Annotated in this window: 24 protein-coding genes; 16 read left to right on the top strand and 8 right to left on the bottom strand. The window is 61.9% G+C overall.

Annotated elements, in window-relative coordinates; genetic code table 11:
* Nucleotides 1-117 precede the first annotated feature (117 nt).
* On the bottom strand, nt 118-1,293 hold the full coding sequence (gene pncB, locus OEG81_RS05435; RefSeq protein WP_264131692.1) for a nicotinate phosphoribosyltransferase: 1,176 nt from the start codon (nt 1,291-1,293) through the stop codon (nt 118-120).
* Between the two features lie 173 nt (nt 1,294-1,466).
* Between pncB and fdxA the strand changes: the two genes are divergently transcribed.
* From fdxA to OEG81_RS05390, 9 genes are all read left to right on the top strand, one after another.
* Nucleotides 1,467-1,790: a ferredoxin FdxA gene (fdxA, locus tag OEG81_RS05430; RefSeq protein WP_264131691.1), complete on the top strand. Its 324-nt coding sequence runs from the start codon at nt 1,467-1,469 to the stop codon at nt 1,788-1,790.
* 271 nt (nt 1,791-2,061) lie between these two features.
* Nucleotides 2,062-3,285 carry a polyhydroxyalkanoate depolymerase gene (locus tag OEG81_RS05425; RefSeq protein WP_264131690.1) on the top strand — a complete coding sequence of 408 codons (1,224 nt, stop codon included), beginning with the start codon at nt 2,062-2,064 and terminating at the stop codon, nt 3,283-3,285.
* Between the two features lie 53 nt (nt 3,286-3,338).
* Entirely contained in the window at nt 3,339-3,968 is a 630-nt protein-coding gene (gene rsxB / locus OEG81_RS05420; protein ID WP_412034114.1) for an electron transport complex subunit RsxB, read from the top strand.
* Entirely contained in the window at nt 3,965-4,597 is a 633-nt protein-coding gene (gene nth / locus OEG81_RS05415) for an endonuclease III (protein WP_264131689.1), read from the top strand. Before rsxB ends, nth begins: the two co-directional genes overlap by 4 nt.
* Before the next feature lie 102 nt (nt 4,598-4,699).
* Nucleotides 4,700-5,473: an ABC transporter ATP-binding protein gene (locus tag OEG81_RS05410; protein WP_264130809.1), complete on the top strand. Its 774-nt coding sequence runs from the start codon at nt 4,700-4,702 to the stop codon at nt 5,471-5,473.
* Complete coding sequence (locus tag OEG81_RS05405) at nt 5,470-6,183, top strand: ABC transporter ATP-binding protein (RefSeq protein WP_264131688.1); 714 nt, start codon at nt 5,470-5,472, stop codon at nt 6,181-6,183. Before OEG81_RS05410 ends, OEG81_RS05405 begins: the two co-directional genes overlap by 4 nt.
* Before the next feature lie 56 nt (nt 6,184-6,239).
* Complete coding sequence (locus OEG81_RS05400; protein ID WP_264131687.1) at nt 6,240-7,451, top strand: ABC transporter substrate-binding protein; 1,212 nt, start codon at nt 6,240-6,242, stop codon at nt 7,449-7,451.
* Nucleotides 7,452-7,542: 91 nt separating this feature from the next.
* A complete protein-coding gene (locus tag OEG81_RS05395; protein ID WP_264131686.1) occupies nt 7,543-8,430 on the top strand; it encodes a branched-chain amino acid ABC transporter permease in 888 nt (295 codons plus the stop codon).
* Nucleotides 8,427-9,392: a branched-chain amino acid ABC transporter permease gene (locus OEG81_RS05390; RefSeq protein WP_264131685.1), complete on the top strand. Its 966-nt coding sequence runs from the start codon at nt 8,427-8,429 to the stop codon at nt 9,390-9,392. The genes OEG81_RS05395 and OEG81_RS05390 overlap by 4 nt, the downstream gene beginning before the upstream one ends.
* Before the next feature lie 983 nt (nt 9,393-10,375).
* On the opposite strand, the gene OEG81_RS05385 is transcribed toward OEG81_RS05390, so the two are convergent.
* The 4 genes from OEG81_RS05385 to OEG81_RS05370 all read right to left on the bottom strand — a co-directional run bounded on the left by OEG81_RS05385 (nt 10,376) and on the right by OEG81_RS05370 (nt 15,338).
* Entirely contained in the window at nt 10,376-11,155 is a 780-nt protein-coding gene (locus OEG81_RS05385) for an ABC transporter ATP-binding protein (RefSeq protein WP_264131684.1), read from the bottom strand.
* Nucleotides 11,152-13,008: an ABC transporter permease subunit gene (locus OEG81_RS05380; RefSeq protein WP_264131683.1), complete on the bottom strand. Its 1,857-nt coding sequence runs from the start codon at nt 13,006-13,008 to the stop codon at nt 11,152-11,154. The genes OEG81_RS05385 and OEG81_RS05380 overlap by 4 nt, the downstream gene beginning before the upstream one ends.
* A 4-nt stretch (nt 13,009-13,012) precedes the next feature.
* Nucleotides 13,013-14,050 (bottom strand): branched-chain amino acid ABC transporter permease, encoded by a 1,038-nt coding sequence (locus OEG81_RS05375; RefSeq protein WP_264131682.1) that lies wholly within the window; start codon nt 14,048-14,050, stop codon nt 13,013-13,015.
* Nucleotides 14,051-14,168: 118 nt separating this feature from the next.
* The gene (locus OEG81_RS05370; RefSeq protein ID WP_264131681.1) at nt 14,169-15,338 is read right to left on the bottom strand and encodes an ABC transporter substrate-binding protein; all 1,170 of its coding nucleotides are present in this window, start codon (nt 15,336-15,338) and stop codon (nt 14,169-14,171) included.
* Between the two features lie 324 nt (nt 15,339-15,662).
* On the opposite strand from OEG81_RS05370, the gene msrB reads away from it, so the two are divergent.
* The 4 genes from msrB to OEG81_RS05350 are packed head-to-tail and all read left to right on the top strand — an operon-like array spanning nt 15,663 to nt 17,689.
* Complete coding sequence (gene msrB, locus OEG81_RS05365; RefSeq protein WP_264131680.1) at nt 15,663-16,055, top strand: peptide-methionine (R)-S-oxide reductase MsrB; 393 nt, start codon at nt 15,663-15,665, stop codon at nt 16,053-16,055.
* Nucleotides 16,056-16,640, top strand: a complete 585-nt coding sequence (locus OEG81_RS05360; protein WP_264131679.1) for a septation protein A — start codon at nt 16,056-16,058, stop codon at nt 16,638-16,640.
* Entirely contained in the window at nt 16,640-16,903 is a 264-nt protein-coding gene (locus OEG81_RS05355; RefSeq protein WP_264131678.1) for a BolA family protein, read from the top strand. Before OEG81_RS05360 ends, OEG81_RS05355 begins: the two co-directional genes overlap by 1 nt.
* Before the next feature lie 9 nt (nt 16,904-16,912).
* The gene (locus OEG81_RS05350) at nt 16,913-17,689 is read left to right on the top strand and encodes a peptidylprolyl isomerase (protein ID WP_264131677.1); all 777 of its coding nucleotides are present in this window, start codon (nt 16,913-16,915) and stop codon (nt 17,687-17,689) included.
* Nucleotides 17,690-18,698: 1,009 nt separating this feature from the next.
* On the opposite strand, the gene OEG81_RS05345 is transcribed toward OEG81_RS05350, so the two are convergent.
* The 3 genes from OEG81_RS05345 to OEG81_RS05335 are packed head-to-tail and all read right to left on the bottom strand — an operon-like array spanning nt 18,699 to nt 21,651.
* A complete protein-coding gene (locus OEG81_RS05345; RefSeq protein WP_264131676.1) occupies nt 18,699-19,415 on the bottom strand; it encodes an enoyl-CoA hydratase/isomerase family protein in 717 nt (238 codons plus the stop codon).
* A complete protein-coding gene (locus OEG81_RS05340) occupies nt 19,408-20,571 on the bottom strand; it encodes a CaiB/BaiF CoA transferase family protein (protein ID WP_264131675.1) in 1,164 nt (387 codons plus the stop codon). The genes OEG81_RS05345 and OEG81_RS05340 overlap by 8 nt, the downstream gene beginning before the upstream one ends.
* A 57-nt stretch (nt 20,572-20,628) precedes the next feature.
* Entirely contained in the window at nt 20,629-21,651 is a 1,023-nt protein-coding gene (locus OEG81_RS05335; RefSeq protein WP_264131674.1) for a Bug family tripartite tricarboxylate transporter substrate binding protein, read from the bottom strand.
* Nucleotides 21,652-21,797: 146 nt separating this feature from the next.
* Between OEG81_RS05335 and OEG81_RS05330 the strand changes: the two genes are divergently transcribed.
* From OEG81_RS05330 to eda, 3 genes are all read left to right on the top strand, one after another.
* Complete coding sequence (locus OEG81_RS05330) at nt 21,798-22,559, top strand: IclR family transcriptional regulator (protein ID WP_264131673.1); 762 nt, start codon at nt 21,798-21,800, stop codon at nt 22,557-22,559.
* Nucleotides 22,560-23,396: 837 nt separating this feature from the next.
* Complete coding sequence (gene edd / locus OEG81_RS05325) at nt 23,397-25,292, top strand: phosphogluconate dehydratase (protein ID WP_264131672.1); 1,896 nt, start codon at nt 23,397-23,399, stop codon at nt 25,290-25,292.
* A 3-nt stretch (nt 25,293-25,295) separates the two neighbouring features.
* The gene (gene eda / locus OEG81_RS05320) at nt 25,296-25,916 is read left to right on the top strand and encodes a bifunctional 4-hydroxy-2-oxoglutarate aldolase/2-dehydro-3-deoxy-phosphogluconate aldolase (RefSeq protein WP_264131671.1); all 621 of its coding nucleotides are present in this window, start codon (nt 25,296-25,298) and stop codon (nt 25,914-25,916) included.
* Nucleotides 25,917-25,938: the final 22 nt, after the last annotated feature.

Here is a 25,938-nt window from a genome sequence, read left to right as displayed (position 1 = left end):
CCCAAATAAGAAAAATCACATCAAAACATTACGGTTCAAGCCTGAAAAGCAGCGTGATCCTCGTGGGAGCGCGTGCTTTGCGTGGAGGGATGCCCCGATCGGGCGCATCAGCAAGTATCAGGCCGGGGGCAGCTGGAACACCTGGCGCAGGTAGGCCAGATAGGCCGGATCGTCGCACATGGTCTTTTCGGGCGCATCGGATACCTTGGCGACCGGCTGCCCATTGCAGCGGACCATCTTCATGACGATCTGCAAGGGCTCGTGGCCCAGGTCATTGGTCAGGTTGGTGCCTATGCCGAAGGAAACCTTGCAGCGTCCGGCAAAACGCTTGGCCAGCTCGATCGCGCGCGGGATGGTCAGCGCGTCGGAAAAGACCAGGGTCTTGGTGCGCGGGTCGCTGCGGTTGGCCGCATAATGGGCCAGCAGGCGCTCCCCCCATATGAAAGGATCGCCCGAGTCGTGGCGCGCGCCATCGAACAGCTTGCAGAAGTACATGTCGAAATCGCGCAGGAAGGCGTCCATGCCGTAGACGTCGGACAGGGCGATGCCCAGGTCGCCGCGATACTCCTTGGCCCAGACCTCTAGCGCATAGACCTGCGAATCGCGCAGGCGCGGGCCCAGCGCCTGGCAGGCCTGCAGGTATTCGTGTCCCATGGTGCCCAAGGGCGTCACGCCGTGCTTCATGGCCAGCTTGACATTGCTGGTGCCCGCAAAGTGCACGCCCATCTGGGCTTTCATGGTGACCAGCACCTCTTCGTGCCAGACCTTGGAGAAACGCCGGCGCGTGCCGTACTCGGCAACCCGGAAGTCCGCCAGGTCGGGATCGTCGGTGACCAGCAGCATTTTCTTCTGCAGGCGCTTCCTGCCCTCTTCCCAGCCGGGCTCCTTGCACACATTGCGGAAATACACTTCGTTGACGATGGCCAGCACCGGTATCTCGAACAGAATGGTGTGCAGCCATGGCCCCTTGACGGTGATGTCGATCTCGCCCGGCGCCGCTCCCTTGGACACCTTGATGCACTTTTCAGGCATGTGGAACAGGCCCAGGAAATCGACGAAATCGCTTTTGATGAAGCGCAGGCTGCGCAGGTAGTCCAGCTCTTCGTCGGTAAACCGCAGTTGGCACAGCTCGTGGACTTCCTGGCGGATCTCGTCCAGATAGGCGGCCAGGTTGATGTTGGGCGTACGGCATTTATAGCGGTATTCCACCTGGGCTGCGGGAAAGTGATGCAGCACCACCTGCATCATGCTGAACTTGTACAGATCGGTATCGAGTAACGAAGTGATTATCATCGCGGGTCGGAAAGGGGTTTTATCTACCATAGCACAGGCGCCGGACGCCATGACGGCACTATATACCGGGCGGCGGCCCTGCGGCGGCCCAAAACCAGTGTCGCTTGCAGGCCTATCCGGGCCTGCCTTTATTTATTGGTTAAAATCTGGGCGTCTGATGTAGGAGCCTTCAAATGACTCATGTGGTCACCGAAAACTGTATTAAATGCAAATTCACCGATTGTGTCGATGTCTGCCCGGTGGATTGCTTCCGCGAGGGAGCGAACTTCCTGGTCATCGATCCGGACGAATGCATTGATTGCGCGGTTTGCGTGCCCGAGTGCCCGGCCAATGCCATTTTCGCCGAGGAAGACGTTCCCCAGGACCAGGTCCAGTTCATCGCCCTGAATGCCGAACTCTCACCTGAATTCGGCATGATCAACCGATCCAAAAAACCGCTGCCCGACGCCGACGACTGGAACGGGCTGCCCGACAAGCTCCAGCATCTGGAACGCTGATGGCGCGGCTTGCCTGACGACTGCACAAGCCAGGCAAACCGCACACGGGTACGAGGCGGGCACGAAGCCCCGTCCTGTTGCAAAACCCCAACATATCGCGGCCCCCACCGTCAGGCCTTCTTCCTGCGGCGGCGTCCGCCGCCCGGCGGACGCCGCGGGGAAAGAACTGGTCAAGCCCATTGATTTGTGATTAAGCTTATGTGGTTGGGCACATTTACTTACGGATTTACGCTCCGCCAACAAGAACATCCTTTTCAAGGGGCTGACATACATGCTGTACGACCTGCACGAGCTTCAACGGTCTTTCCTGACGCCCCTGGCGGCGTTCACCGATACGGGCTCGCAGCTTTTTTCGCATCCTTACAGCCCTTTCGCCTACACGCCCGTTTCGCGGCAGATCGCCGCCACCTACGAACTGGTGCACCGCCTCGGCAAGGATTACGAAAAACCCCAATGGATGCTTGCGCACACCGCCATCGACGGCAAGCAGGTGGCCATTGAGGAACAGCCGGTGCTGAAGAAACCCTTCTGCCAACTGATCCATTTCCAGCGCCTGAACCAGGCAAAGCGGGATGATCCGCGCGTCCTGCTGGTTGCCCCTCTTTCGGGCCATCATGCCACCTTGCTGCGCGATACCGTCCGCGCCCTGCTGCCCAGCCACGAAGTCTACGTCACCGATTGGCTGGATGCCCGCATGGTGCCCGCCGGCGAAGGGCCCTTCCATCTGGATGACTACGTACGCTACGTCCAGGAGTTCATCCGCTTCCTGGGGCCCGACGTCCACGTCATTTCCGTCTGCCAGCCCACCGTGCCGGTGCTGGCGGCCATTTCGCTCATGGCCGCCAACGGCGAGCCCTGTCTGCCGCGCAGCATGACCATGATGGGCGGCCCCATCGACACGCGCAAATCGCCCACCCAGGTCAATCGCCTGGCAACGACCAAGCCCTACTCGTGGTTTGAATCGAACCTGATCCATCGGGTGCCCGTGCGCTACCCGGGCGCCGGCAGGCTGGTCTACCCCGGCTTCCTGCAGCATGCCGGTTTCATGGCCATGAATCCCGACCGCCACCTGCGTTCGCACTACGATTTCTACATGGACCTGCTCAAGGGCGACAACGACGACGCGGAAGCGCATCGGCGCTTCTATGACGAGTACAACGCCGTGCTGGACATGCCGGCGGAGTTCTACCTGGACACCATCAAGACGGTGTTCCAGGAACACCGCCTGCCGCGCGGCACCTGGAAAATCGACGGCCAGACAGTCGATCCGTCGGCCATCCGCAACGTTGCCCTGCTGACCATCGAAGGCGAGCTCGACGACATCTCGGGCCAGGGACAGACGCAAGCGGCGCACGATCTGTGTTCCGGCATCGCAAAGAACCGCAAGCAGCACTATATGGCGCCCAACTGCGGCCACTACGGCATATTCTCGGGCCGGCGCTGGCGCGAAACGATTTGTCCTAAAATAGCCCAGTTCATACGCCACGCCGCGTAAGGGCGCCGGCTCGCGATCTGAAATCGGGGGCTCTTGCAGCCCCTTTTTTTTCTATGTCTTCTTCATCGCTCGTCGACCGCATCGATGCGGTCCTGCCCCAGACCCAATGCACCAAATGCGGTTATGAAGGCTGCCGTCCCTATGCTCAGGCCATCGCCGAGGATCACGAGGCCATCAACCGCTGCCCGCCCGGCGGATCGCAAGGCATACAGGCACTGGCAAGGCTGCTGGATTTGCCCGAGCTGCCGCTGGACGAGGACTGCGGCCGCCACGGCCCCTTGATGGCGGCGGTGGTCGATGAAGCCCACTGCATAGGCTGTACGCTGTGCATACAGGCCTGTCCCGTCGACGCCATCGTGGGCGCGAACAAGCTCATGCATACTGTCATTGCCGACCGCTGCACCGGCTGCGATCTGTGCGTGGCGCCCTGCCCGGTCGACTGCATCAGCATGGTCCCGGCCCAGTCCGACTGGACACCGGAGCGCGCCGACGCGGCCCGCGGCCATCACCGCCGGCGCCAGCACCGGCTGGACCGCCTGCACAGCGAATCGTCGGCGCTCGCCGCCCGGACATTGGCCAACAAGGCGCCCATCGCCACGCAGGCCGGCAGCGATCCCGCCCTCCGCCAACAAGCCATTGCCCAGGCTCTCGCCCGCGCACGCGCGCGACGCCAGCAATCATGAACGCCGCAAAACGCACCGAAATATTCCAGCGGCTGCAAGCCGCCAATCCCAGCCCCACCACGGAACTGGAATACGCCAGCACCTTCCAGTTGCTGATCGCCGTCATCCTGTCGGCGCAGGCCACCGACCGTTCGGTGAACCTGGCCACGCGCAAATTCTTTCCGGAACACGGCACGCCCGAAGGCCTGCTGGCCCTGGGCGAGGCCAGGCTGGCCGACTACATAAAAACCATAGGCCTGTACAAGACCAAGGCGCGCAACGTCATCATGACCTGCCAAATGCTGATCGACCGGCATCAGGGCCAGGTGCCCGATGATCGCGCGGCGCTGGAGGCCTTGCCGGGTGTGGGACGCAAGACCGCCAATGTCGTGTTGAACACGGCATTCGGCCATGCCACCATCGCCGTCGACACGCATATTTTCCGGGTCGCGAACCGAACGCGGATCGCACCGGGAAAGACCGTGCTCGAAGTCGAACGTAAGCTTGAAAAAGTCATCCCGAAGACATTCATGCTGGATGCGCATCATTGGCTGATACTCCACGGCCGCTATATATGCGTGGCGCGCAAGCCGAAATGCCCGCGCTGCGGGATTGCGGACCTGTGCGAATACAAGGACAAGACGGTTTAGGGGTTTTCCAGACACCTATGTAAAACCCGCATAGTGTTTTAAAAGGCTTGCTCTCATACTTTTGTTCAATCCTGAACAATACCAAAACCATCATTGCTGGGTATGAGCGACTACATCCTGGAAACCAGACACCTCTTCAAAGAGTTCCGCGGGTTCGTGGCGGTGAGCGACGTGAACCTGCAGGTCCGGCGCGGCAGCATCCATGCGCTGATCGGGCCGAACGGGGCGGGCAAGACCACGTGCTTCAACCTGCTGACCAAGTTCCTGACGCCCACCTCGGGCTCGATCCACTTTTCGGGCCACGAGATCACGCACGAGAAGCCGGCGCAGATCGCGCGGCGCGGCATCATCCGCTCGTTCCAGATCTCGGCGGTGTTCCCGCAACTGACGGTGCTCGAGAACGTGCGCATCGGGCTGCAGCGGGCCACGGGCCAGTCCTACCACTTCTGGCGCAGCGACACGGCGCTGGCGCACCTGGACCAGGCGGCCTACGGGCTGCTCGAACAGGTGGACCTGGCCGAGTTCGCGGGCGAACTCACGGTGAACCTGCCCTACGGGCGCAAGCGGGCGCTGGAGATCGCCACGACGCTGGCCATGGAGCCCGAGCTGATGCTGCTCGATGAGCCCACGCAAGGCATGGGCCACGAGGACGTGAGCCGGGTCACGGCGCTGATCAAGAAGGTCAGCGCCGGGCGCACCATCCTGATGGTCGAGCACAACATGAACGTGGTCTCGCAGATTGCCGACACGATCACCGTGCTGGCCCGCGGCGCGGTTCTGGCCGAGGGCGACTACCAGGCCGTCTCACGCAACGCCGAGGTCATGCAGGCCTACATGGGCACGACCAGCGGCGAACTGGAAGGAGCCCACGCATGAGCGCGACCGCATTGGAACTGAGCGATGTGCACGCCTGGTACGGCGAATCGCACGTCTTGCACGGGGTGAACCTGAATGTGGCCAAGGGCGAGGTGGTCACGCTGCTCGGGCGCAACGGCTCGGGGCGCACGACCACGCTGCGCGCGATCCTGGGGCTGACCGGCACGCGCAAGGGCTCGATCCGAATCCAGGGGACCGAGTCGATCGGGCTGCCCACGTACCGGATCGCGCACCTGGGAATCGGCTACTGCCCCGAGGAGCGGGGCATCTTTGCCGGGCTGTCCTGCGAAGAGAACCTGCTGCTGCCGCCGGTGGTGGGCGAGACGCTGGGCGGGGGGATGTCGCTGGCCGAGATCTACGACATGTTTCCGAACCTGCACGAGCGCCGGCACTCGCCGGGCACGCGCCTGTCGGGGGGCGAGCAGCAGATGCTGGCGGTGGCGCGCATCCTGCGCACCGGGGCGAACCTGCTGCTGCTCGATGAGATCTCCGAGGGGCTGGCCCCGGTGATCGTACAGGCGCTGGGCCGCATGATCACGGCGCTCAAGGCCAAGGGCTACACCATCGTGATGGTCGAGCAGAACTTTCACTTTGCCGCGCCGCTGGCCGATCGGTTCTACGTGATGGAGCATGGCCAGATCGTCGAGCAGTTCGCCGCGGCCGAGCTGGCCGCCAAGCAAGACACCCTGAACACGCTGCTGGGCGTGTAACCTCATACCCCTCTATCCGCCGGCATAACCGGTACAACAACAAGGAGACTCACCTCATGAAATTGCGTACCCTATCGGTCGCGTTCGCTCTGGCGGGCCTAGGCTTTGCCATCCCGGGCCAGGCCGCAGGCATATCCGACGACGTCATCCGCATCGGCATGATCACCGACATGTCCAGCGTCTATTCCGACATCGACGGCGCCGGCGGCGGCGAGGCCGTACGCATGGCCATCGAAGACGCGGGCGGCCAGATCAACGGCAAGAAGATCGAATTCATGATCGCCGACCACCAGAACAAGGCCGACATCGCCTCGTCTCGCGCCCGCGCCTGGTTCGACGAAAACAAGATCGACATGCTTCTCGGCGGCACCAACTCGGCTACGGCGCTGGCCATGGCGGCCGTGGCGCAAGAAAAGAAAAAACCCTTCATCGCCATCGGCCCGGGCTCGTCCAACCTGACCAATTCGCAGTGCTCTCCCTACACCATCCACTATGCCTACGACACCATCGCGCTGGCTCGCGGAACGGGTTCGGCCATCGTGGACGAAGGCGGCAAGTCCTGGTTCTTCCTGACGGCCGACTATGCCTTCGGCCATTCGCTCGAGCGCGACACCAGCGAAGTCGTCAAGAAAGCCGGCGGCACCGTCGTGGGCGACGTGAAGGTTCCGCTGGGCACGGCCGACTTCTCATCCTTCCTTGTGCAGGCCCAGTCATCGGGCGCCAAGATCCTGGGCCTGGCCAATGCGGGCGGCGACTTCATCAGCTCGGTCAAATCCGCCAAGGAATTCGGCGTCACCGAGACCATGAAGCTGGCCGGCCTGCTGGTGTTCATCAACGACATCCACGCGCTGGGCCTGGACGCCACCCAGGGCATGAACCTGACTTCGGCCTGGTACTGGGACCAGGACGAGGAATCGCGCAAATGGGGCGAACGCTTCTTCAAGAAGATGAACCGCATGCCGTCCTTCCTGCAGGCGGGCGATTATTCCGCGGCATCCTACTATCTGAAGGCCGTCAAGGAAACCGGCACCGACGATGCCGACACCGTCATGAAATGGATGAAGTCCAACAAGGTCAACGACTTCTTCGCACATAACGCCGTGGTGCGCGAAGACGGCCGCGTCGTGAACGACATGTACCTGATGGAAGTCAAGAAACCCTCCGAATCCAAGCGTCCCTGGGATTACTACAAGGTGGTCAAGAAGCTGCCGGGCGATCAAGTCTACGCATCGTTGGCTGAATCCACCTGCAAGTTCATAAAAAAATAAAATGCACTTTCAAGAGGCGCCTCCGCCACAGCGGAGGGCCTCTTGTTTCAACCGGGGCTGTCCCTAGCCCCGTCACGGATCTCTTATCGTTATGACTGCACTCTTCGGCATACCCATCCAGGCGCTGCTCGGGCAACTGCTGCTGGGCCTGGTGAACGGCTCGTTTTATGCTGTGCTTTCACTGGGCCTGGCGGTCATATTCGGACTGCTGAACATCATCAACTTCGCGCACGGCGCGCTGTACATGCTGGGCGCCTTCATCGCCTGGATGGGCCTGCAGTACCTGGGCCTGAACTACTGGCTGATGCTGATCATCGCCCCCATCGTGGTGGGCGCCTTCGGCATCCTGACCGAGCGCGCGCTGATCCGCCACCTGTACAAGCTGGATCACTTGTACGGGCTGCTGCTCACCTTCGGGCTGACCCTGCTCATCGAGGGGCTGTTTCGCAGCCTGTACGGCGTCTCGGGCCAGCCCTACCCCACGCCCGAGCTTCTGAAGGGCGGGGTGAACCTGGGCTTCATGTACCTGCCCATCTACCGGGCCTGGGTGGTGGTGGCCTCCATCCTGGTGTGCCTGGCCACCTGGTTCGTCATCGAGAAGACCCGCCTGGGCGCGCTGCTGCGCGCGGGCACCGAGAACCCCAAGCTGGTCGAGGCCTTCGGGGTCAATGTGCCGCTGGTGGTGACCCTGACCTACGGGTTCGGCGTGGCGCTGGCCGGCTTTGCCGGGGTGCTGGCCGCGCCCATCATGCAGGTCTCGCCGCTGATGGGCTCGAACCTGATCATCGTGGTGTTCGCGGTGGTGGTGATCGGGGGCATGGGCTCGATCATGGGCTCGATCGTCACGGGCCTGGGCCTGGGGGTGATCGAGGGGCTGACCAAGGTGTTCTGGCCCGAGGCGTCCAACACCGTGGTCTTCATCATTATGGTCATCGTGCTGCTGCTGCGTCCGGCCGGTCTGTTTGGGAAGGAAAAATGAACCGTCAAGTCATCGGCTCTCTTGTGGCGGTGCTCGTGCTGGCGCTGCTGCCGGCGCTGGGCGCCTATCCGATCTTCGTGATGAAGGTCATGTGCTACGCGCTGTTCGCCTGCGCGTTCAACCTGCTGCTGGGCTACACGGGGCTGCTGTCCTTCGGGCATGCGGCCTTTCTGGGCGGGGCGGCGTACGCGGCCGGGCACGCGATGGCGGTGTGGGGCTGGTCCACGGCGCTGGGGCTGCTCTTTGGCACGGCGGTGGCCGCGCTGATGGGCCTGGTCATGGGGGCGCTGGCCATCCGGCGCAGCGGCATCTACTTTGCGATGATCACGCTGGCCATGGCGCAGATGGTGTTCTTCTTCTTTTTGCAGGCGCCGTTCACGCATGGCGAGGACGGGCTGCAGGGCATCCCGCGCGGCACGCTGCTGGGGCTGGACCTGTCGCAGGACATCAACCTGTACTACGTGGTGATGGCGATCTTCGTGTTCGGCTACGCGGTGTGCTGGCGCACGGTCAATTCGCCCTTCGGGCAGGTGCTCAAGGCGCTGCGCGAGAACGAGCCGCGCACGATCTCGCTGGGCTACAACGTGGACAACTTCAAGCTGCTGGCCTTCGTGATCTCGGCGGCGCTGGCCGGGCTGGCCGGCGCGACCAAGGCGCTGGTGTTCGTGTCGGCGACCTTGTCGGACGCGACCTGGCAGATGTCGGGGATGGTGATCCTGATGACGCTGATCGGCGGCCTGGGCACGTTCACCGGGCCGGTGCTGGGCGCGTTCATCGTGGTGATGCTGGAGAACAAGGTGGGCGAATTCGGGCGCTTCCTCAGCCAGTCCACGGGGGTGCAATGGTTCCAGGTGCTGGGCGAGTCGGTGACGATCGTGATCGGGCTGATCTTCATCATCTGCGTGATGGCGTTCCGGCGCGGGATTATCGGGGAACTGGTCCATCGGTACAAGAAGGCCTGAACTGCGTTTCCATTAGCCATGATCAAGGGCGCCTGTTTTTAAATGGGCGCCCTTTTTTCTGTTCGGGATGCTTCCTGGATTGGTTTTTTTTGGCCTCTTGTTATTCTCAAGCTGACGTTCCAGTTTTCCTTAAGCGGCGCGGCTCGTAGGTCGGTTGTCTCTGGTTCTTGCGCTGGGCTTCCTGGTTTCTTAAACGGCGTAGCGGGTAAGCCGGGACCGTGCTCCCATCGCTGCGGCCCCTGCGGGGCTACCCTTGCCATTGCTTCAAAGCGGAGGCCGGGCGTGAACTCGTGAGTTTTCAGCCGCCTGTGGGCTGAAAACTCACTCAGACAGCACGCCCTCTTACGCCCCCGCCTTGAAGCAATGGCCGCGGCTTGCTCAAAGGTCGCCCGCCCCCGGCTTACCCGCCACGCCTTCAAGGTCCATGAGTCGCGAGCATCCATGGCGAAGGTTGGGGAGCCTATTCGCATCAGTATGATATGCAGGAATGGGCGCGGCGACTTGAATCATGCGCTTCCACCAAATCCGATTAAAGCGTGCCCTCCCATGCTTGCGGCACCGCAGCGTTTGGGGGCTTTCTGATTCCTTGCGCTGGCACGGCTGGCGGGCCTGGGGCCGGGCGACCTTTGAGCAAGCCGCAGGCCTTGCTTCGCGGTGGGAGCGTAAGAGGGCGTGCTGTCTGAGCCGGATATCAGCCCACAGGCGGCTGATATCCGGCGAGTTCACGCCCGGCTCCCGCCGCGAAGCAAGGACAAGGGTAGCCCCGCAGGGGCCGAAGCGATGGGAGCACGGCCCCAGGCCTGCCAGCCGTGCCTTGCTGAACTGCGTGATGCAAGTCCGACGCATACCTTTGCAATGCATGTGCCCTGGACTCTAGCAACACGCAGAACGAAGGGTGTTGACCCAAAATTAGCATGGCAATGCGCCGGCGGATTCATAGTGGAACCGGCCGGCGTTCCAGAGTTGCTCAGGGAAATGCCCTGTCAAGCGCCAGCGGCTTCTTTCTTGGCGTTCCCCAAACCCAGATAGCTTTCAATAACGCGCGGATTGCCGCTGAGTTCCTTGGCCTTCCCTTCAAGGACGACTTCGCCCGTTTCCAGCACATAGCCGTAATCGGCCACCTGCAAGGCGGCGCGGGCGTTTTGTTCGACAAGCAGTATGGCCACGCCGGTGCTGCGCAGGCGGGCGATGATCTGGAAGATTTCGCGGACGATGCGAGGAGCCAGGCCCAGGCTGGGCTCATCGAGCATCAGCAGCTGGGGTTGTGCCATCAGTGCGCGGCCGACGGCCAACATCTGGCGTTCGCCGCCCGACAGGGTACCGGCCTGCTGCGCCTTGCGTTCGCGCAATCGCGGGAACAGGTCGTAGACCTCGTTGATGGTTTCCTTCCAGCCGTGCTTGCCGGCGCGGTACAGGCGGAAGCCGCCCAGCAGCAGATTGTCTTCGACGGACATGCTGCCGAACAGTTCGCGCCTTTCGGGCACCAGCGAGATGCCGTCGGACACGCGGCGTTCGACCTGCCACGAACCGATTTCAGAGCCCAGGTACTGCACGGACCCGGAGCAGTTGCCGGTGGCGGGCAGGGATCCCATGATGGAATTGAGCAAGGTGGACTTGCCCGCCCCGTTGCCGCCGATGACGGTGACAATGCTGCCGCGGGTGACGGAGATGTTGGCGCCGACGACCGCGTTGACCTTGCCGTAGCGGGCGGACAGGTCGGTGACCTGCAGGATGGGGTGCTTGGGTTTGTTGCCGCTGCTCATGCCATGCCTCCCGCTCCGGATGCCGCAGGAGCGCCGTGGGCGGCGCCCGGCGGGTCGTCGAAATTGAAGTCGTCGTCGATGCCGCCCAGGTAGGCTTCCAGCACGGCGGGGTTGCGCTGGATGTCGGCGGGCAGGCCTTCGGCCAGCTTGGTGCCGAAGTCCATCACGACCAGGTGATCGGTAAGATTCATCACAAAATCCATATCGTGCTCGACCAGCAGGATGCTCATGCCTTCCTGGCGGAGCTGATCCAGGACACCGGCCAGTTCCTGCTTTTCTTTGTAGCGCAAGCCCGCCGCAGGCTCGTCCAGCAGCAGCAGGACGGGGTCGGCGGCCAGGGCGCGCGCGATTTCAAGTATGCGCTGCTGGCCCAGGGCCAGGTTGCCGGCCTGTTCGTACAGGTAATCGCCCAGTCCGACGCGCTGCAATTGCTTGGCGGCCTCGTGCAGCAGCTCGGCCTCGTCGCGCCGTTCGGTGCGCAGGGCGGCGGACAGGACGCCGACCTTGTTGCGCAGGTGCGCGCCCAGGGCCACGTTCTCGAGCACGGTCATGGTGGGCAGCAGCTGCACATGCTGGAAGGTGCGCCCCACACCCAGGCGGGCGATTTCGCGCGACGGCAGGACATCCAGCCTTTCGCCCAGGAAGCGGACCTTGCCCCTTGTGGCGGGCAGCACGCCGGTGATGAGATTGAAGGTGGTGCTTTTGCCGGCGCCGTTGGGGCCGATCAGGCCCATGATTTCGCCGGCCTTGAGCGAGAAGCTGATGTCGTTCACGGCAACCAGGCCGCCGAACTCCTTGCGTATCGAGTCGACCTCAAGCACCAGCGAGCCTTTGGCGGGCCTGGGCCGCTGCAGCAGGTCGGGGGCCTGGGGCGGAGGCGCAATGCGCCGGCGTTCGGACTTGCCGGTCAGCGCCAGCCACCACGAGGACAGGATGGGCCAGATGCCGTCGCGCGCGTATTGCAGCACCAGTATCATCAGGACGCCGAATACGATGAGCTCGAAGTTGGAGCTGGTGTCGAGGATTTTGGGCAGGACGTTCTGCAGCTGGTCCTTCAGGGTCAGGATCAGCCCCGAACCCAGCACGGCGCCCCACACGCTGCCCGCGCCGCCCACCACCGCCATGAACAGATATTCGATGCCATAGTTCAGGCCGAAAGGGCTGGGACTGACGGCGCGCTGCATGTGCGCGTAAAGCCATCCCGAAACGCAGGCCAGCAAGGCCGCGTACACAAAGATGATGACTTTGTAGCGGGCCATGTCGATGCCGAAGGATTCGGCCATGCCGCCGCCGCTTTTCAGGGCGCGTATGGCGCGGCCGGGGCGGGAATCCAGCAGGTTGCGCGTTGCCAGCATGGACAGCAGGACGAAGACCCAGATCAGGTAATAGATATGGCGGCCCTTGCCCAACGAGAAACCGAAGAATTCGATGGGCGCGATGCCGGCGATGCCGTCATACTGGCCCAGGAATTCAAGATTGCCGAACAGGTAATACAGCGACAGGCACCAGGCTATGGTGCCCAGCGGCAGGTAATGGCCGGACAGCCGCAGCGTGATGGCGCCCAGCACATAGGCGACCAGGAAGGTCAGCATGAGGCCGATCAGCAGCGCCACCCAGGGCGACCAGCCCACGGCCGTGGTCAGCCAGGCGGTGGTGTAGGCCCCTATGCCGACGAACGCGGCCTGCCCGAAGGACGTCAGGCCGCCTATGCCGGTCAGCAGGACCAGCCCCAGCACGACCAGGCTTGCCAGCCCGATGTAATTGAGATGCGTAATCCAGAATTCGGGCGTGGCCGGAATCAGGGGAAGCGCGGCCAGCGCCAGCACGACAACGGCGAGCAATAAACGATTCATCTGCTTACTCCTCATCGTCGGCATGATGCGCGCCGAAGGAACGCCAAAGCAGCACGGGGATGATCAGCGTGAACACAATGACCTCTTTGTAGGCGCTGGCCCAGAACGACGAAAATGCTTCAAGTACGCCCACGAAGATGGCTCCGCCGGCCGCCACGGGGTAGCTGATGAGCCCGCCGAAGATGGCGGCCACAAAGCCCTTCAGGCCGATCAGAAAGCCGGTGTCGTAATAAATGGTGGTCACGGGCGCGATCAGCATGCCCGACAAGGCGCCGATGGCGGCGGCCAGGGTGAAGGTCAGGCTGCCCGACATATTGGTGCTGATGCCGACCAGGCGCGCGCCGCGGCGGTTGACGGCCGTGGCGCGCAAGGCGCGGCCATACAGCGTTTTGCCGAAGAATATCCAAAGGCCCAATATGAGCAAGGCGCAGGTGCCCAGCACGAAAAAGGTTTGCGCCGACCAGCTGACCACGCCCATTTGCACTTCGCCTTCCATGAAGGGCGGCGTGCGCCAGCCTTCGGCGCCGAAGAAGACCAGGGCCAGCCCGGTAAGCGCGAAATGCACCGCCACCGAAATGATGAGCAGCACCAGCACGCTGGCCTCGGCCACCGGCTGGTACACCAGGCGGTAAAGCATGGGTCCCAGCGGCACGACCAGGGCCATGGAAAACAGGACATTGATCCACAGCGAGGTGTCCTTGCTGACGATATAGGGGGCAAGCAGATAAAGCACCAACGGCAGCAGCAAAGACCATGAGAAGGTCTTGGCCATGCCGTTCCAGTTGCTGCTGCGCAGAGCGGCCAGGAGCTCGACCGCGAAGACCAAGGCGCCCACGATGAGCAGCAGGTTGACGGTTCCCGGGATGCGCCCATTCACCATGAAGGCCAGCGTCAGTGCGCCAAAGGCGACGAATTCGCCTTGCGGTATGAAGATGACGCGGGTCACCACGAACACCAGCACAAGCGCCAGGCCCAACAGCGCATAAATGGCGCCGTTCATGACGCCATCCTGCAGCAGTATGAGTACTATTGTCGTATCCATTTCCGGAAAACCAAGAAGTCGGGGCGCAAGAAACGCCTTGCGCCCCTACAACGAATCGATGTGAAGCGCATGCCCGGGCCGCGCCGTGAAAGCGTGGCGCCGGCATGCGGCTCCGGTGTTACAGGTCAGGCTGGTACGTCCATTTGCCGTCGACCACCTTGACGATGACGCGTGCGCGCTTGTCGAAGCCTGCGTGATCCGTGGCGGACATGGAAAACACCCCTTGCGAAGCCGGCAGGTCCTTGATCTGCTCGATGGCGTCGCGCATGGCCTTGCGGAACTCGGCTGTGCCCGGCTTGGCGCCCGTTTTCAGGGCATGGGGAATGGCCGTGGAAATCAGCAGGCCGGCATCCCACATATGGCCGCCGAACGTATTGATGGTGCCTTCGCCGTACTTGGCTTCGTACTTGGTTTTGTACTCGAGTGCGCTTTTCTTGACCGGGTTGCTGTCGGGCAACTGGTCGGCCACCAGCAGCGGACCGGCAGGCAGGATCATGTCGTTGCAGTCTTTGCCGCAGACGCGCAATACGTCGTTGTTGGCGGCGCCGTGGGTCTGGTACATGATGCCCTTGTAGCCGCGGCTTTTGAGTTCGCGTTGAGGCAGGGCCACCGGCGTGCCGGAACCGGCCACCAGGATGCCGTCGGGCTTGGCGGCCACCAGCTTCAGGGTCTGGCCCGTTACGCTGGTATCGGTGCGGCCATAGCGCTCGACCGCGACCATCTTGATGCCTTTGGCTTTGGCGGCCTCGGTCATCACGTTGAGCCAGCCTTCGCCGTAAGCATCGGTGTAGCCGATGAAGCCCAGGGTCTTGACGCCCTGCTTCTCCATGGCGTCGGCCAGCGCGCCGGCCATCAACTGGTCGTTCTGGGGCGTCTTGAAGACCCATTGGCGGGCGCCTTCGACGGGCTCGACGATCTTGGCGTTGGCGGCTACGCTGATCATGGGCGTCTTGGTTTCGCCCGCCACGTCGACCATGGCCAGCGAACCGGGAGTCACCGAGGTTCCGACCACAACGTCGACATTGTCGTCGGTAATCAGCTTGCGCATGTTCTTGACGGCAACCGTGGTGTCGGTGCCGTCGTCCAGAACGATGTATTCGATTTTCTGACCGGCAACCTCGGTGGGCAGCAAGGCAACGGTATTGCGCTCGGGAATGCCCAGCGAAGCGGCAGGCCCGGTGCTGGCGACCGTGATGCCGACCTTGATCTGGGCCGAAGCCATCAAGGGCATGGACAGGGCGATCGCGCCGGCCAGCACCGAAAGTCGAATTGACTGATTAATATTCATTGCTTGTCTCCATGGTAGACATGACATTCGCCGTCCCGGGAAGTGGCGAATCTAACGTTATACAAAAACCAGCCCGTTATCCAAATAAACGTATCACTTTTGACCGGCAAAAAACAGTCGTTTTTGGCTGCGATAGTTTAAGGTTCTAGCGATTATGACGGGTGATTGGAAATTATCGACAAAAACGGATACAAAGTCTTTTAGGGGATTCCCTGCATAGACAGGTCAAAAAATAGATTTCAAAAGACCAGGGGAACCACTTGCCCCGCGCAAAGTCGATTAACATGGCAGGTAAAGCCCGCCTGTTTTTCTATAGGTACAGATATGGACAAAATTGAAAAGACCGACGCCCAATGGCGTGCGGAACTGACGCCCGAGGAGTACGCCGTTGCGCGCCGGAAAGGCACCGAACGTCCGTTCACCGGCCGCTACTGGGACACCCGGGAGCACGGCATTTATCGCTGCGTCGGCTGCGGCACGCCGCTGTTCGCCTCCGACACCAAGTTCGACGCCGGCTGCGGCTGGCCCAGCTATTTCGAGCCGCTCGACCCTGCCAATGTCCGCGAGGAGACCGACACCTCGCTGGGCATGGTGCGCACCGAGGTGCTGTGCAATATCTGCGACTCGCATCTGGGCCATGTATTCCCCGACGGCCCTCCTCCCACCGGCCTGCGCTATTGCATCAACTCCGTTTCGCTGAAGTTCGAGCCCGCCTAAATGAAGAAATTCCTGTTCGACCTGTTTCCCCTGATTCTGTTTTTCCTGGCCTTCAGGTTTTCCGACATTTTCACCGCAACGGCCGTGGCCATCGCCGCGGGCGTGGGCCAGTTCATCTGGCTCAAGGCCACGGGCAAGGCCATCGAGGCCACGCACTGGATCAACCTGACCGTGATCGTCGTCTTCGGCGGCGCCACCCTGTTTTTCCATAACGACGCTTTCATCAAATGGAAGCCCACAGTGCTGTACTGGCTGTTCGCCGCGATACTGGTGGGCGGCAAGCTGTTTTTCGGCCGCAACCTGATGCAAAAGCTCATGGGCGCCAAGGTGGACATGCCCGCCGCCATCTGGGACAAGCTCAACTACAGCTGGGCGGCCTTTTTCGCGCTGTCGGGCGCGCTGAACCTGTATGTGGCGTTCTCGGGCGCGTTCACCGAGTCGCAATGGGTCAATTTCAAGGTATTCGGCCTCATGGCCCTGCTGCTGCTGTTCGTGATCGGACAGTCGATATGGCTGGGCAGGCACATGAAGGAAGAACAGCCCCAGGCCGCCACAGGAGCCGGGGAACCAAAGGATCGATCCTGATGTCTACAGATCGAATGAAACTGCTGGAAGAGCGCCTGGCACCGCTGGCCCCAACCTACCTTGAAATCATCGACGAATCGCATCTGCATGCTGGGCACGCCGGCAGCAAGGGCGGCGCCAGCCACTTCCGCCTGCATATCTGGACTGAACAATTCGAAGGGCTGTCCACCCTGGCGCGCCATAGGCTTGTGTATGATCGCGTCCACGACCTGATGCCTTACCCCATTCATGCCTTGGCCATCGTTGCCAAAATCAACTCTTAAAGGAATTACATGAAACGAATCGCTGTATTCGCCGCCGCCTGCGCAATTGCCCTGCCGGTCTACGCGCAGACTGTCGCCACCGTGAACGGCCAGGCCATTTCCCAGGAAAAACTGGATCAGTTCGTGGCCCTGCTGATCAAGCAAGGCGCACAGGACACGCCCGAGCTGCGCACCCAGGTCAAGCAGGAAATGGTCAACCGGCTGGTTGCGGTGCAAGCCGCGGAAAAAGCGGGCATCGACAAGCAGGCCGACGTCAAGCAGGAAATCGAACTCGCACGCCAGGGCATCCTGGTGCGCGCGCTGATGGCCGACCACCTGAAGAAGAATCCCGTCACCGACGCGAAGATACAGGCCGAGTACGACGAGATCAAGAAGGAGCAGGCCGGCAAGCAGGAATACAAGCTGCGCCATATCCTGGTGAAGGACCAGAAGGCGGCTGAAGACCTGACGGCATCGATCAAGGCCAAGAAGGTCACGTTCGAAGCGGCCGCCAAGAAGGATTCCCTGGATCCGGGCAGCGGCAAGAACGGCGGCGAACTGGGCTGGGGTCCGGCCACCAATTATGTGCCGGAGTTCGCGGAAGCGGTGCAGAAGCTGAAGAAAGGCGAAATGACGGACAAGCCGGTGCAGACGCAATTCGGCTGGCACATCATCCAGGTTGAAGATACGCGCGATGTGAAGTTCCCGGAACTGGCCGAAGTGAAGCCGCAGATCGAAGAGATGATGCGGCAGCAGCAGCTGGCCGAGTTCCAGCAGAAGCTGATCAAGGACGCCAAAATCAAGTAAAGGGATGAGTGGGTGGAGCTGCGCTCCACCTGCCTGTCTCGCGGCGGCGCGCAGAGGCGTTTTGCTTCTGTCGCGCTGTTTTTTCGTGCTGTCGGAATAGGTTGCGCTTTCGGCGGCCGGGCTCTGCGCTTGTCTGGATACTGCGTTCCGAGGGATATTGTGCTGTCGAGACGCGGGATTTTGGACCGTTGGAATCTGTGCTGTCGAGACGCCGCAGGTGGGCGGGTGTGGCGCGGTCCGGCCCGTCCAGCGGTCGTGCCGCTACGCGACACGACTTCCCGCATCTGCCTCGTCCAGCCGGGCGGCGGCCGAACTCCCTCCGCTACGCTCCGGTCAGACAGCGGCCGCCGACCACCCCCGGCTTCCCTTCGTCAGCATGCGGCGCTTGCCGAAGGCCTTGCCCGCGCCACACCCGCCCACCTGCGGCTGCATCGTAGTCAATCGGGATATCGGGCTTCCGAATTGTGCGGCAGGGACCATCCACTTGCGTACATTGAACCGTTGACTACCAAGGGTGCTTGGCTACTTGACTGTTGGCCTATGCATCATGACTCCAGCCCCAGCACATGCTCGCGGGACTTCACATATCGTGCGCCCACATGGAGGAAGGCACAGTTATCGCCAACCATCACCACTAAAAGCCAGATCTCGAGATCTGCGGTTGACTAATACTCATCATCAGGTCCGTGTGCCTGGGCGACGGACAGGCGGTTCGCATGCGCCGCTCGATTGTGCGGAATCGAGGATGCAAGGACGCGTTGTTCGAGCGGGACGTTTTCGGACAGCCGGTGGCTGTCCGACCCGCGAGTTCGCGGACGCCTCGATTCCGTGCAATCGAGCGGGGAGTCATGGCTTGCCATGACCGCATGCGCTAGCCTGGCTGGCGCCCAGGCACACGGGCCGGCTTAAGAACCAGACAACCCCGAGACAACCCGCACACCAAGACAAAGCAGCCACCGAGCAGGAAGCAAGAAGCAAAATCTTCTCGAAACCAAACAAGGAAAACCAGCTAGGCCAGATACCCCTGTATCCGCTCCTTCAGCCCCGGCACCGACAGCGAACGGATCAGCAAAGCCATATCCCTATCGTAGTCGTGCTCCGACAGCGCCTCGTACAACAGGCCGCGCGCCACGGGGCTCAGGTTTTCCGATACTTCCGATGCCGCCTTCAGCACATCCGGCCAATCGGATTTTTCTGAAATCCGCGTAGCGAACCCCATCTCGTAAGCCTGGGCCGCATCGAACGTTTCCGAGCCGTCCAGAACCTGGGCGGCGTTTTGCGCCCCGACCAGATCGGCAAGCCGCGTACTGCCCAGCACCAGGCCGAACTTCAGGCCCGGCATGCGGAATGTCGCATCCGGCGCGCATACCCGCCAGTTGCATGCGGCGAACAGGTCCGCGCCTGCACCGAAGTTTCGGCCATGGGCCAGGGCGACAGTCAGCACGCGCGACGTTCCCAGCCGTTGCAATAATTGCTGGATGCGGACGAAGCGCCAGCAAATCTGAGCCAATGGCTCATCGTCGATGCCCGTGAAGTCGAAGCCGGCTGAAAAATTCTTGCCATTGCCCTCCAGAACAATGAGCTTCACCGCGCTTTCCTGCGCCACATCGAGCGCGCCGTGCAATTCCTCGACCAGTTCCGATGAAAGTGCATTTCTTTTTTCGGGCCGGTCCAGCCTTATATGCAACACCGTTGCGTCGTGTTGGACGATTTCAATATCACTCACCCTGCAGCTCCCGGGCGGCCAAAGCGGCTTTCAGCTCCGCATTGTGCTCTCCCAGCGCCGGCGGCCTCAGCCGGGCTCCCTGGGTCTGGCCATTCAGGCGTATCGGCGACATGAAGCTGCGCGTCATTTGTCCGTTCGGCAGCTCGAGCTCTTGGACCCAGTCCATGTGCTCCACCTGAGGGTCGGCGAGGATTTCGGAATAATTGTTGATCGGCGCGCAAGGCACGCCCGCCGTCCTGAAGACCTCCAGCCAATGCTCACTGCCATCGCTCGCGAAAATATCTTCGAGTATCGTCAGAAGGTCGCCCTGATTTCTGGCGCGGTCGCTAGGCGACCCAAACCGGCTGTCGCCCAGTAGATCGGTTCGCCCGATGGCGTGGCAAACGTTGCTCCATAAAGCGTTGTTGCCCGCCGCCATCCCGAAATAGCCGTCGCGGCAGCGGAAGACCTGGTACGGGGCATTTCTGGGATGGGCCGAGCCCAGCTTCAGGGGATTCTTGCCGCTGCCGAAGTATTCCGACGTTTGCAGCGCGGCGATGGCAAGAGACGAGCCCAGCATGGAGACATCGATGTGCATCCCCGCGCCGTCGGCTTCAGCCTGGCGCAAGGCGCTCACCACGGAGAAGGCGGCATAGAGTCCGGTGGCGAAGTCGGAAACCGGCACCCCGCATTTGACGGGGGGCCCGTCGGGCGTGCCCGTCACACTCATGATCCCGCTCATCGCCTGCATGGTGAGATCGAAGCCCCCTTCCTGGGATCGCGGACCCGATTGGCCATACGCGGAGAGCGAGCAGTAGACCAGCCGGGGGTTGATTTTCTTGAGGGCCTCATAGCCCAAGCCCAACCTGTCCATGACGCCGGGCCGATTGTTCTCGATCAACACATCGGCCGTGCCGACCAGCTGTAGCACAAACGCGGTGTCATCCGGATCTTTCAGATTGGCGGTGACCGACTTTTTATTCCGGTTCAGGGAGGCGAAATTCTCGCTATAGCCCTCGGTCAGGGGGGGCCAGCTGCGCAGGGTGTCGCCGCCCTGCGGGTTTTCAATCTTGATTACTTCGGCTCCCATGTCGGCCAGCAGCATTCCGCAAAACGGGCCTGCCGCGACATTACATACTTCCAGGACCGTTATTCCTGCCAGGGGTTTGCTAGACATGCTGTTTGTACCTTTATGCAGCTATATGGCCGGATTTTCCTTTTCCGGCCGGTAGTGTTAATTGATCTTGATGTTCGCCTGCTTGGCAAGCGCCTTCCACATGGGCACCTCGGTCTTCACGACCTGGTCCAACTCAGCGGGAGTGCCGCCGACCACAACCGCTCCCTGCGCCAGGAACGCCTCTTGTATTTTTTTGTCTTTGGCCGCATCCGCAATGGCCGCCTGTATTTTATTGACAATCGGCGCAGGCGTGTTGGCCGGCGCAAACATCGCGTACCAGGAATCGACGTTGAAACCGCTGATGGTTTCCGCGACGGACGGCACATCGGGAAGAACAGGCGTGCGGTCTTTGGTCGAGACGGCCAGCGCCTTCAAACGGCCGCTTTTGATGTGCTGCGTAACCGAGGGCAGAGACACCCACAGCAAGGGTATGGTGCCGCCCAATACGTCGATCGTGGCCGGCCCGCCGCCCCGGTAAGGAATATGCGTAAGGTTCAGGCCCGTCTTCATCTTGAAGAGCTCGCCCGCGATATGGCTGGGCGAACCGGTGCCCGCCGAGCCATAGGGAACCTCGTCGGGATGCTTCTTGCTGTACTCGATCAGTTCCGCCAGGGACGACGGAGGGAATTTCGGGTTGGCCACCAGGATCTGCGGTGCCGAGGCCACCATCGAGACCGGGCTGAAATCGTTCTCGGTATCAAACGGCAAAGAGGTGTAGATGGCGGGATTGATGGTGTGGGAGGACAAGGTGATCAGCAGGGTATAGCCGTCGGGCTTCGCCTTGGCAACGATCGCCGTGCCTATGGTGCCGCCCGCGCCGCCCTTGTTCTCCACCACCACCGGCTGTCCCAGTGCCTTGGACAAGGGATCCTGCAGGATCCGCGCCGACACGTCGACGCTGCCGCCGGCGGGATACGAGACGATGAGGTTTATCGGCTTGTCGGGGTATGTTTCCGCGCTGGCCGTCGACATCGCCGACATGGCGAAGCATCCGATGGCCGCGGCGAAAACGGCGCCCCGTGTGACGCGCCCCAATGGGGAGCGGCCTGCCCGGCGGGACCTGTGCGTAGTGATGATCATGGTGTCTCCTCTTTATAATGAACGGACAGGGAAATGCCCGCTTTTCTGTGATCCGGATAGAAATTGAACTGGAGACATCATTCTATGGATTCCGTAACTTATAACAATAATTCTAAAATACAGAATCGAAATAAGAAAATAGCATCATGAACAACACACTGCGGGACGGCTTGAGAGTCATGGATTACCTGGCTTACGCCGATCGCCCCATGTCGCTCACCGAGATTGCCGCCGCCCTGGAACTGGGCAAAAGCAAGACACATCGATTGCTTCAGACCCTGATTCAGGCCAACTATGCATTTCAAAGCGAATCCTCGAAATACATTGCATCCATCAAGCTCTGGAAACTGGGGTCGGCCATGCTGCGCCACGCCACCTTGCGGTCCATGGCGGAAGCGGAGATGCAAAGCCTGATGGAGCAGACCGGGGAAAGCGTCCATTTATCCGTCCTGGAAGAAATGGAAATCGTGTACCTGCACAAGATAGACAGCGACAACCCCGTTCGCGCCTACAGCCAGATCGGAGGCAGGATGCCCGCTTTCCAGGTGGCCACGGGAAAAGCCATGCTGGCCTTCAAAGGCGACTCGGAGCTGAAGGAGCTCTATAAAGCGTCGATGGCCAAGAATTTTGCGCCTCAAAAAAGCGAAGAACAATTCCTGGATGAAATGAGAGAAATACGCCAATCCAGGGTCGCCATCAACCGGGGCGAATTTCGAGCCGACGTGCATGGCGTAGCCGCCCCCATTTTTGACCGGATGGGCAATGTGGTGGCGGCCATCGGGGTCTCCGGATCCGCCCAGCATTTCGGCGCAGACCGGCTGGATTTCTTTGCGCAAGAGGTCAAGCGTAGCGCCGGCTTCATTGCCGAAAAACTATTCGGCCAGCCCCGGAACAGCCCCTGGCCTTGAACCGCGTTTGCGGCCGCAGGCAGGCCGTGCCATTCTCCTCCGCCCCCCAATGATATGGCTCCTTGCCCACCGCAGTCGCAGTTACGTCCTCAGCCTCAGCCCTGGTCCTAGTCACGAGCCCGTTTAGCCACAACCCCGATCACGGACGAACGACACCCACATCAGGCCCGCCTGCCTGGACTCCGGCCAGGCGGTTCGCATGCGCCGTCCGATTGCGCGGCATCGAGGATGCAAGGACGCGCTGTTCGAGCGGGACGTTTTCGGACAGCCGGTGGCTGTCCGACCCGCGAGTTCGCGGACGCCTCGATGCCGTGCAATCGGGCGGGGAGTCATGGCTTGCCATGACCGCATGCGCTTAGCCTGGATGGAGCCCAGGCAGGCGGGCCGGGGCAAGAACTCAAACATCCACGCATTTAACAAACACCAGCCTAAAGAACCGAGCACCATCATCACAGACAGCAAGCCAAAAAGAAAAACGGAAGCACCAAAATCAAAACACGCCAAGCACTGCTGAATATGAGCGATCGTAAGGCTCCTTTGCCACTAAAAAAAATAGCAAAACTACATAAAATACACATTCTAGTCGACAAACCATAGACGCCGCCTCTTCATAATCTTCCTCGCCCATACAACCCTTGATAGTGCCTCTTATCACCTTATAACAATAAACAAAGCCAAATAATTAAGCCAAATAACCAAGTCAGAAACACAGGAAAAGCATTTTCCACAAAACAGGAAAGCTCATTAAAACGACACATCCCAATAGCAATATTGCCCAGGATATGTAGTTAAACTACAATACAAAAAGTCAGCCACTTATCCGGAGGGCCCACCGCCATGGCATTGAACAGCGTCGTCCACACCGTTACTGAACGGATCATCGCCCGCAGCCGCAAAACCAGGACCGCCTATCTGGCCCGCTCCCGCGCCGCCTACGGCAAGAAAATCGAGCGCAGCCACCTGGGCTGCACCAACCTGGCCCACGCCTTCGCCGCCATGCCCGATGCCGAAAAGCAGCGGCTCAAAGAAGCCGCCCGCCCCAACCTGGCCATCGTCTCCTCCTACAACGACATGCTCTCGGCCCATCAGCCGCTGGCCTCCTACCCCGCCCTCATCAAGCAGGCCGCCTTCGCCGCCGGCGCCACCGCCCAGTTCGCCGGCGGCGTGCCCGCCATGTGCGACGGCGTCACCCAGGGCCAGACCGGCATGGAGCTCAGCCTGTTCTCGCGCGACGTCATCGCCATGGCCACCGCCGTCGCCCTCAGCCACCAGATGTTCGACGCCGGCCTGTTCCTGGGCGTGTGCGACAAGATCGTTCCCGGCCTGCTGATCGGCGCCCTCTCCTTCGGCCACCTGCCGGCCATCTTCGTACCCGCCGGCCCTATGGCCACCGGCATATCCAACAGCGACAAGGCCCATACCCGCCAACTGTATGCCCAGGGCAAGATAGGCCGCCAAGAACTGCTGGAATCCGAATCCCAGTCCTATCACGGCCCCGGCACCTGCACCTTCTACGGCACGGCCAACTCCAACCAGATGCTCATGGAAATCATGGGCCTGCACCTGCCCGGCAGCGCCTTCGTCCCGCCCAATACCGCCCTGCGCGAAGCCCTCACCCGCGCCGCCGCGCAGCGTGCCTTGCGGATCAGCTCACAGGGCGAAGAATTCACGCCGGTGGCCGAAGTCATCAGCGAGAAAGCCATCGTCAACGGCATCGTCGGACTGCTGGCCACAGGCGGATCCACCAACCACACCCTGCACCTGGTCGCCATTGCGCGGGCCGCGGGCATCGCCGTCAACTGGGACGACTTCTCCGAACTGTCGGCGGCCGTGCCCTTGCTGGCGCGCGTCTATCCCAACGGCGGCGCGGACGTGAACCACTTCCATGCCGCCGGCGGCATCGGCCTGGTCATCGCGGAGCTGCTCAAGGCGGGCCTGCTGCACGAAGACGTGAAAACCGCGGCCGGCGACGGCCTGGCGCATTACACGCAGGAGCCCTATCTGGACGAAGGCAGGCTGGCCTGGCGGCCGGTCACCCCCGTTCCGCTGGACACCCAGGTCATACGGCCGGTCAGCAACCCCTTCAGCCCCGACGGCGGTTTGAAGCTGCTGCAAGGCAATCTGGGCCGCGCCGTCATCAAGGTATCGGCCGTCAAGCCCGAGCACCGGGTGGTCCAGGCGCCCGCCGCGGTGTTCGACAGCCAGGACGAGCTTCTGGCGGCATACAATAGAGGCGAACTGGAACGCGACTTCATCGCCGTCGTGCGCTACCAGGGCCCCAAGGCCAACGGCATGCCCGAACTGCACAAGCTGACCCCGGCGCTTTCCGTCTTGCAGGACCGCGGATTCAAGGTTGCCCTGGTCACCGATGGACGCATGTCGGGCGCTTCCGGCAAGGTTCCCGCCGCCATCCATGTTTCTCCTGAAGCGCTGGCCGGCGGCGCCCTTGCCCATGTGCGGGACGGCGATGTGCTGCGGCTGGACGCCGGCGCGGGCGAGCTCTGTGTGCTGGCCCCCGCGGACTGGGCACGGCGCGCAACGGCCCCTGTCGACATCAGCGGCCACCAGGCGGGATTCGGACGCGAGCTGTTCGCCTCCTTCCGCCTGCATGCCGACGCCGCCGAAGCCGGCGCGGGCACCTTCGGGCATCCGGACTGGTCCGGCCCGGATGAGGCCGCCGGACAACACGCCATGCCTGAACCACAATCCTTACCGTCTTATAGCGAGCAATGAACAATGAATGCACTTGAACTACTCGAACAGAGCCCCGTCATGCCGGTCATCGTCATCAAGGACATCGACACGGCCGTGGAACTGGCGCAGGCGCTGGTGGCGGGCGGCGTGCGCAGCCTGGAGATCACCTTGCGTTCCGACACCGCGCTGCAGGCCATCACGCTGATCAGCCAGTCGGTGCCCGATGCCCTGGTCGGCGTCGGCACGGTGCGCAGCGCCAAACAGCTCGAGGCCGCCATTGCCGCGGGCGCCCGCTTCGGGGTCAGCCCCGGCCTGACCGCCGAGATTGCGCAGGCGGCGCGGACGTCGGGCATCCCCTTCCTGCCGGGCATCGCCACGGCTTCCGAATCCATGTATGCGGCTGACCAGGGCTTCAAGGTGCAGAAGCTGTTCCCCGCCGAAGCGGTCGGCGGTGTCGCCCTGCTCAAGGCCCTGCAAGGCCCCCTGCCGGATATCGTGTTCTGCCCGACCGGCGGAATCAATGCCGCCAATGCCGGGCAATACCTGGCCTTGTCCAATGTGAAGTGCGTGGGGGGATCGTGGCTGACGCCCGAAGCGGCCGTGGCCGGCCGGCAATGGGATGAGATCACGCGCCTGGCGCAACAGGCTTGCGCGATCCGGTAAATACAAAAGGCGCGGCGGCCTG

The sequence above is a fragment of the Pollutimonas sp. M17 genome, from assembly GCF_025836975.1.
In the GTDB taxonomy this organism is placed as follows: domain Bacteria; phylum Pseudomonadota; class Gammaproteobacteria; order Burkholderiales; family Burkholderiaceae_B.
Note: the sequence above shows the minus strand (reverse complement) of the source record. Positions and strands in the feature narration are given on the sequence as shown.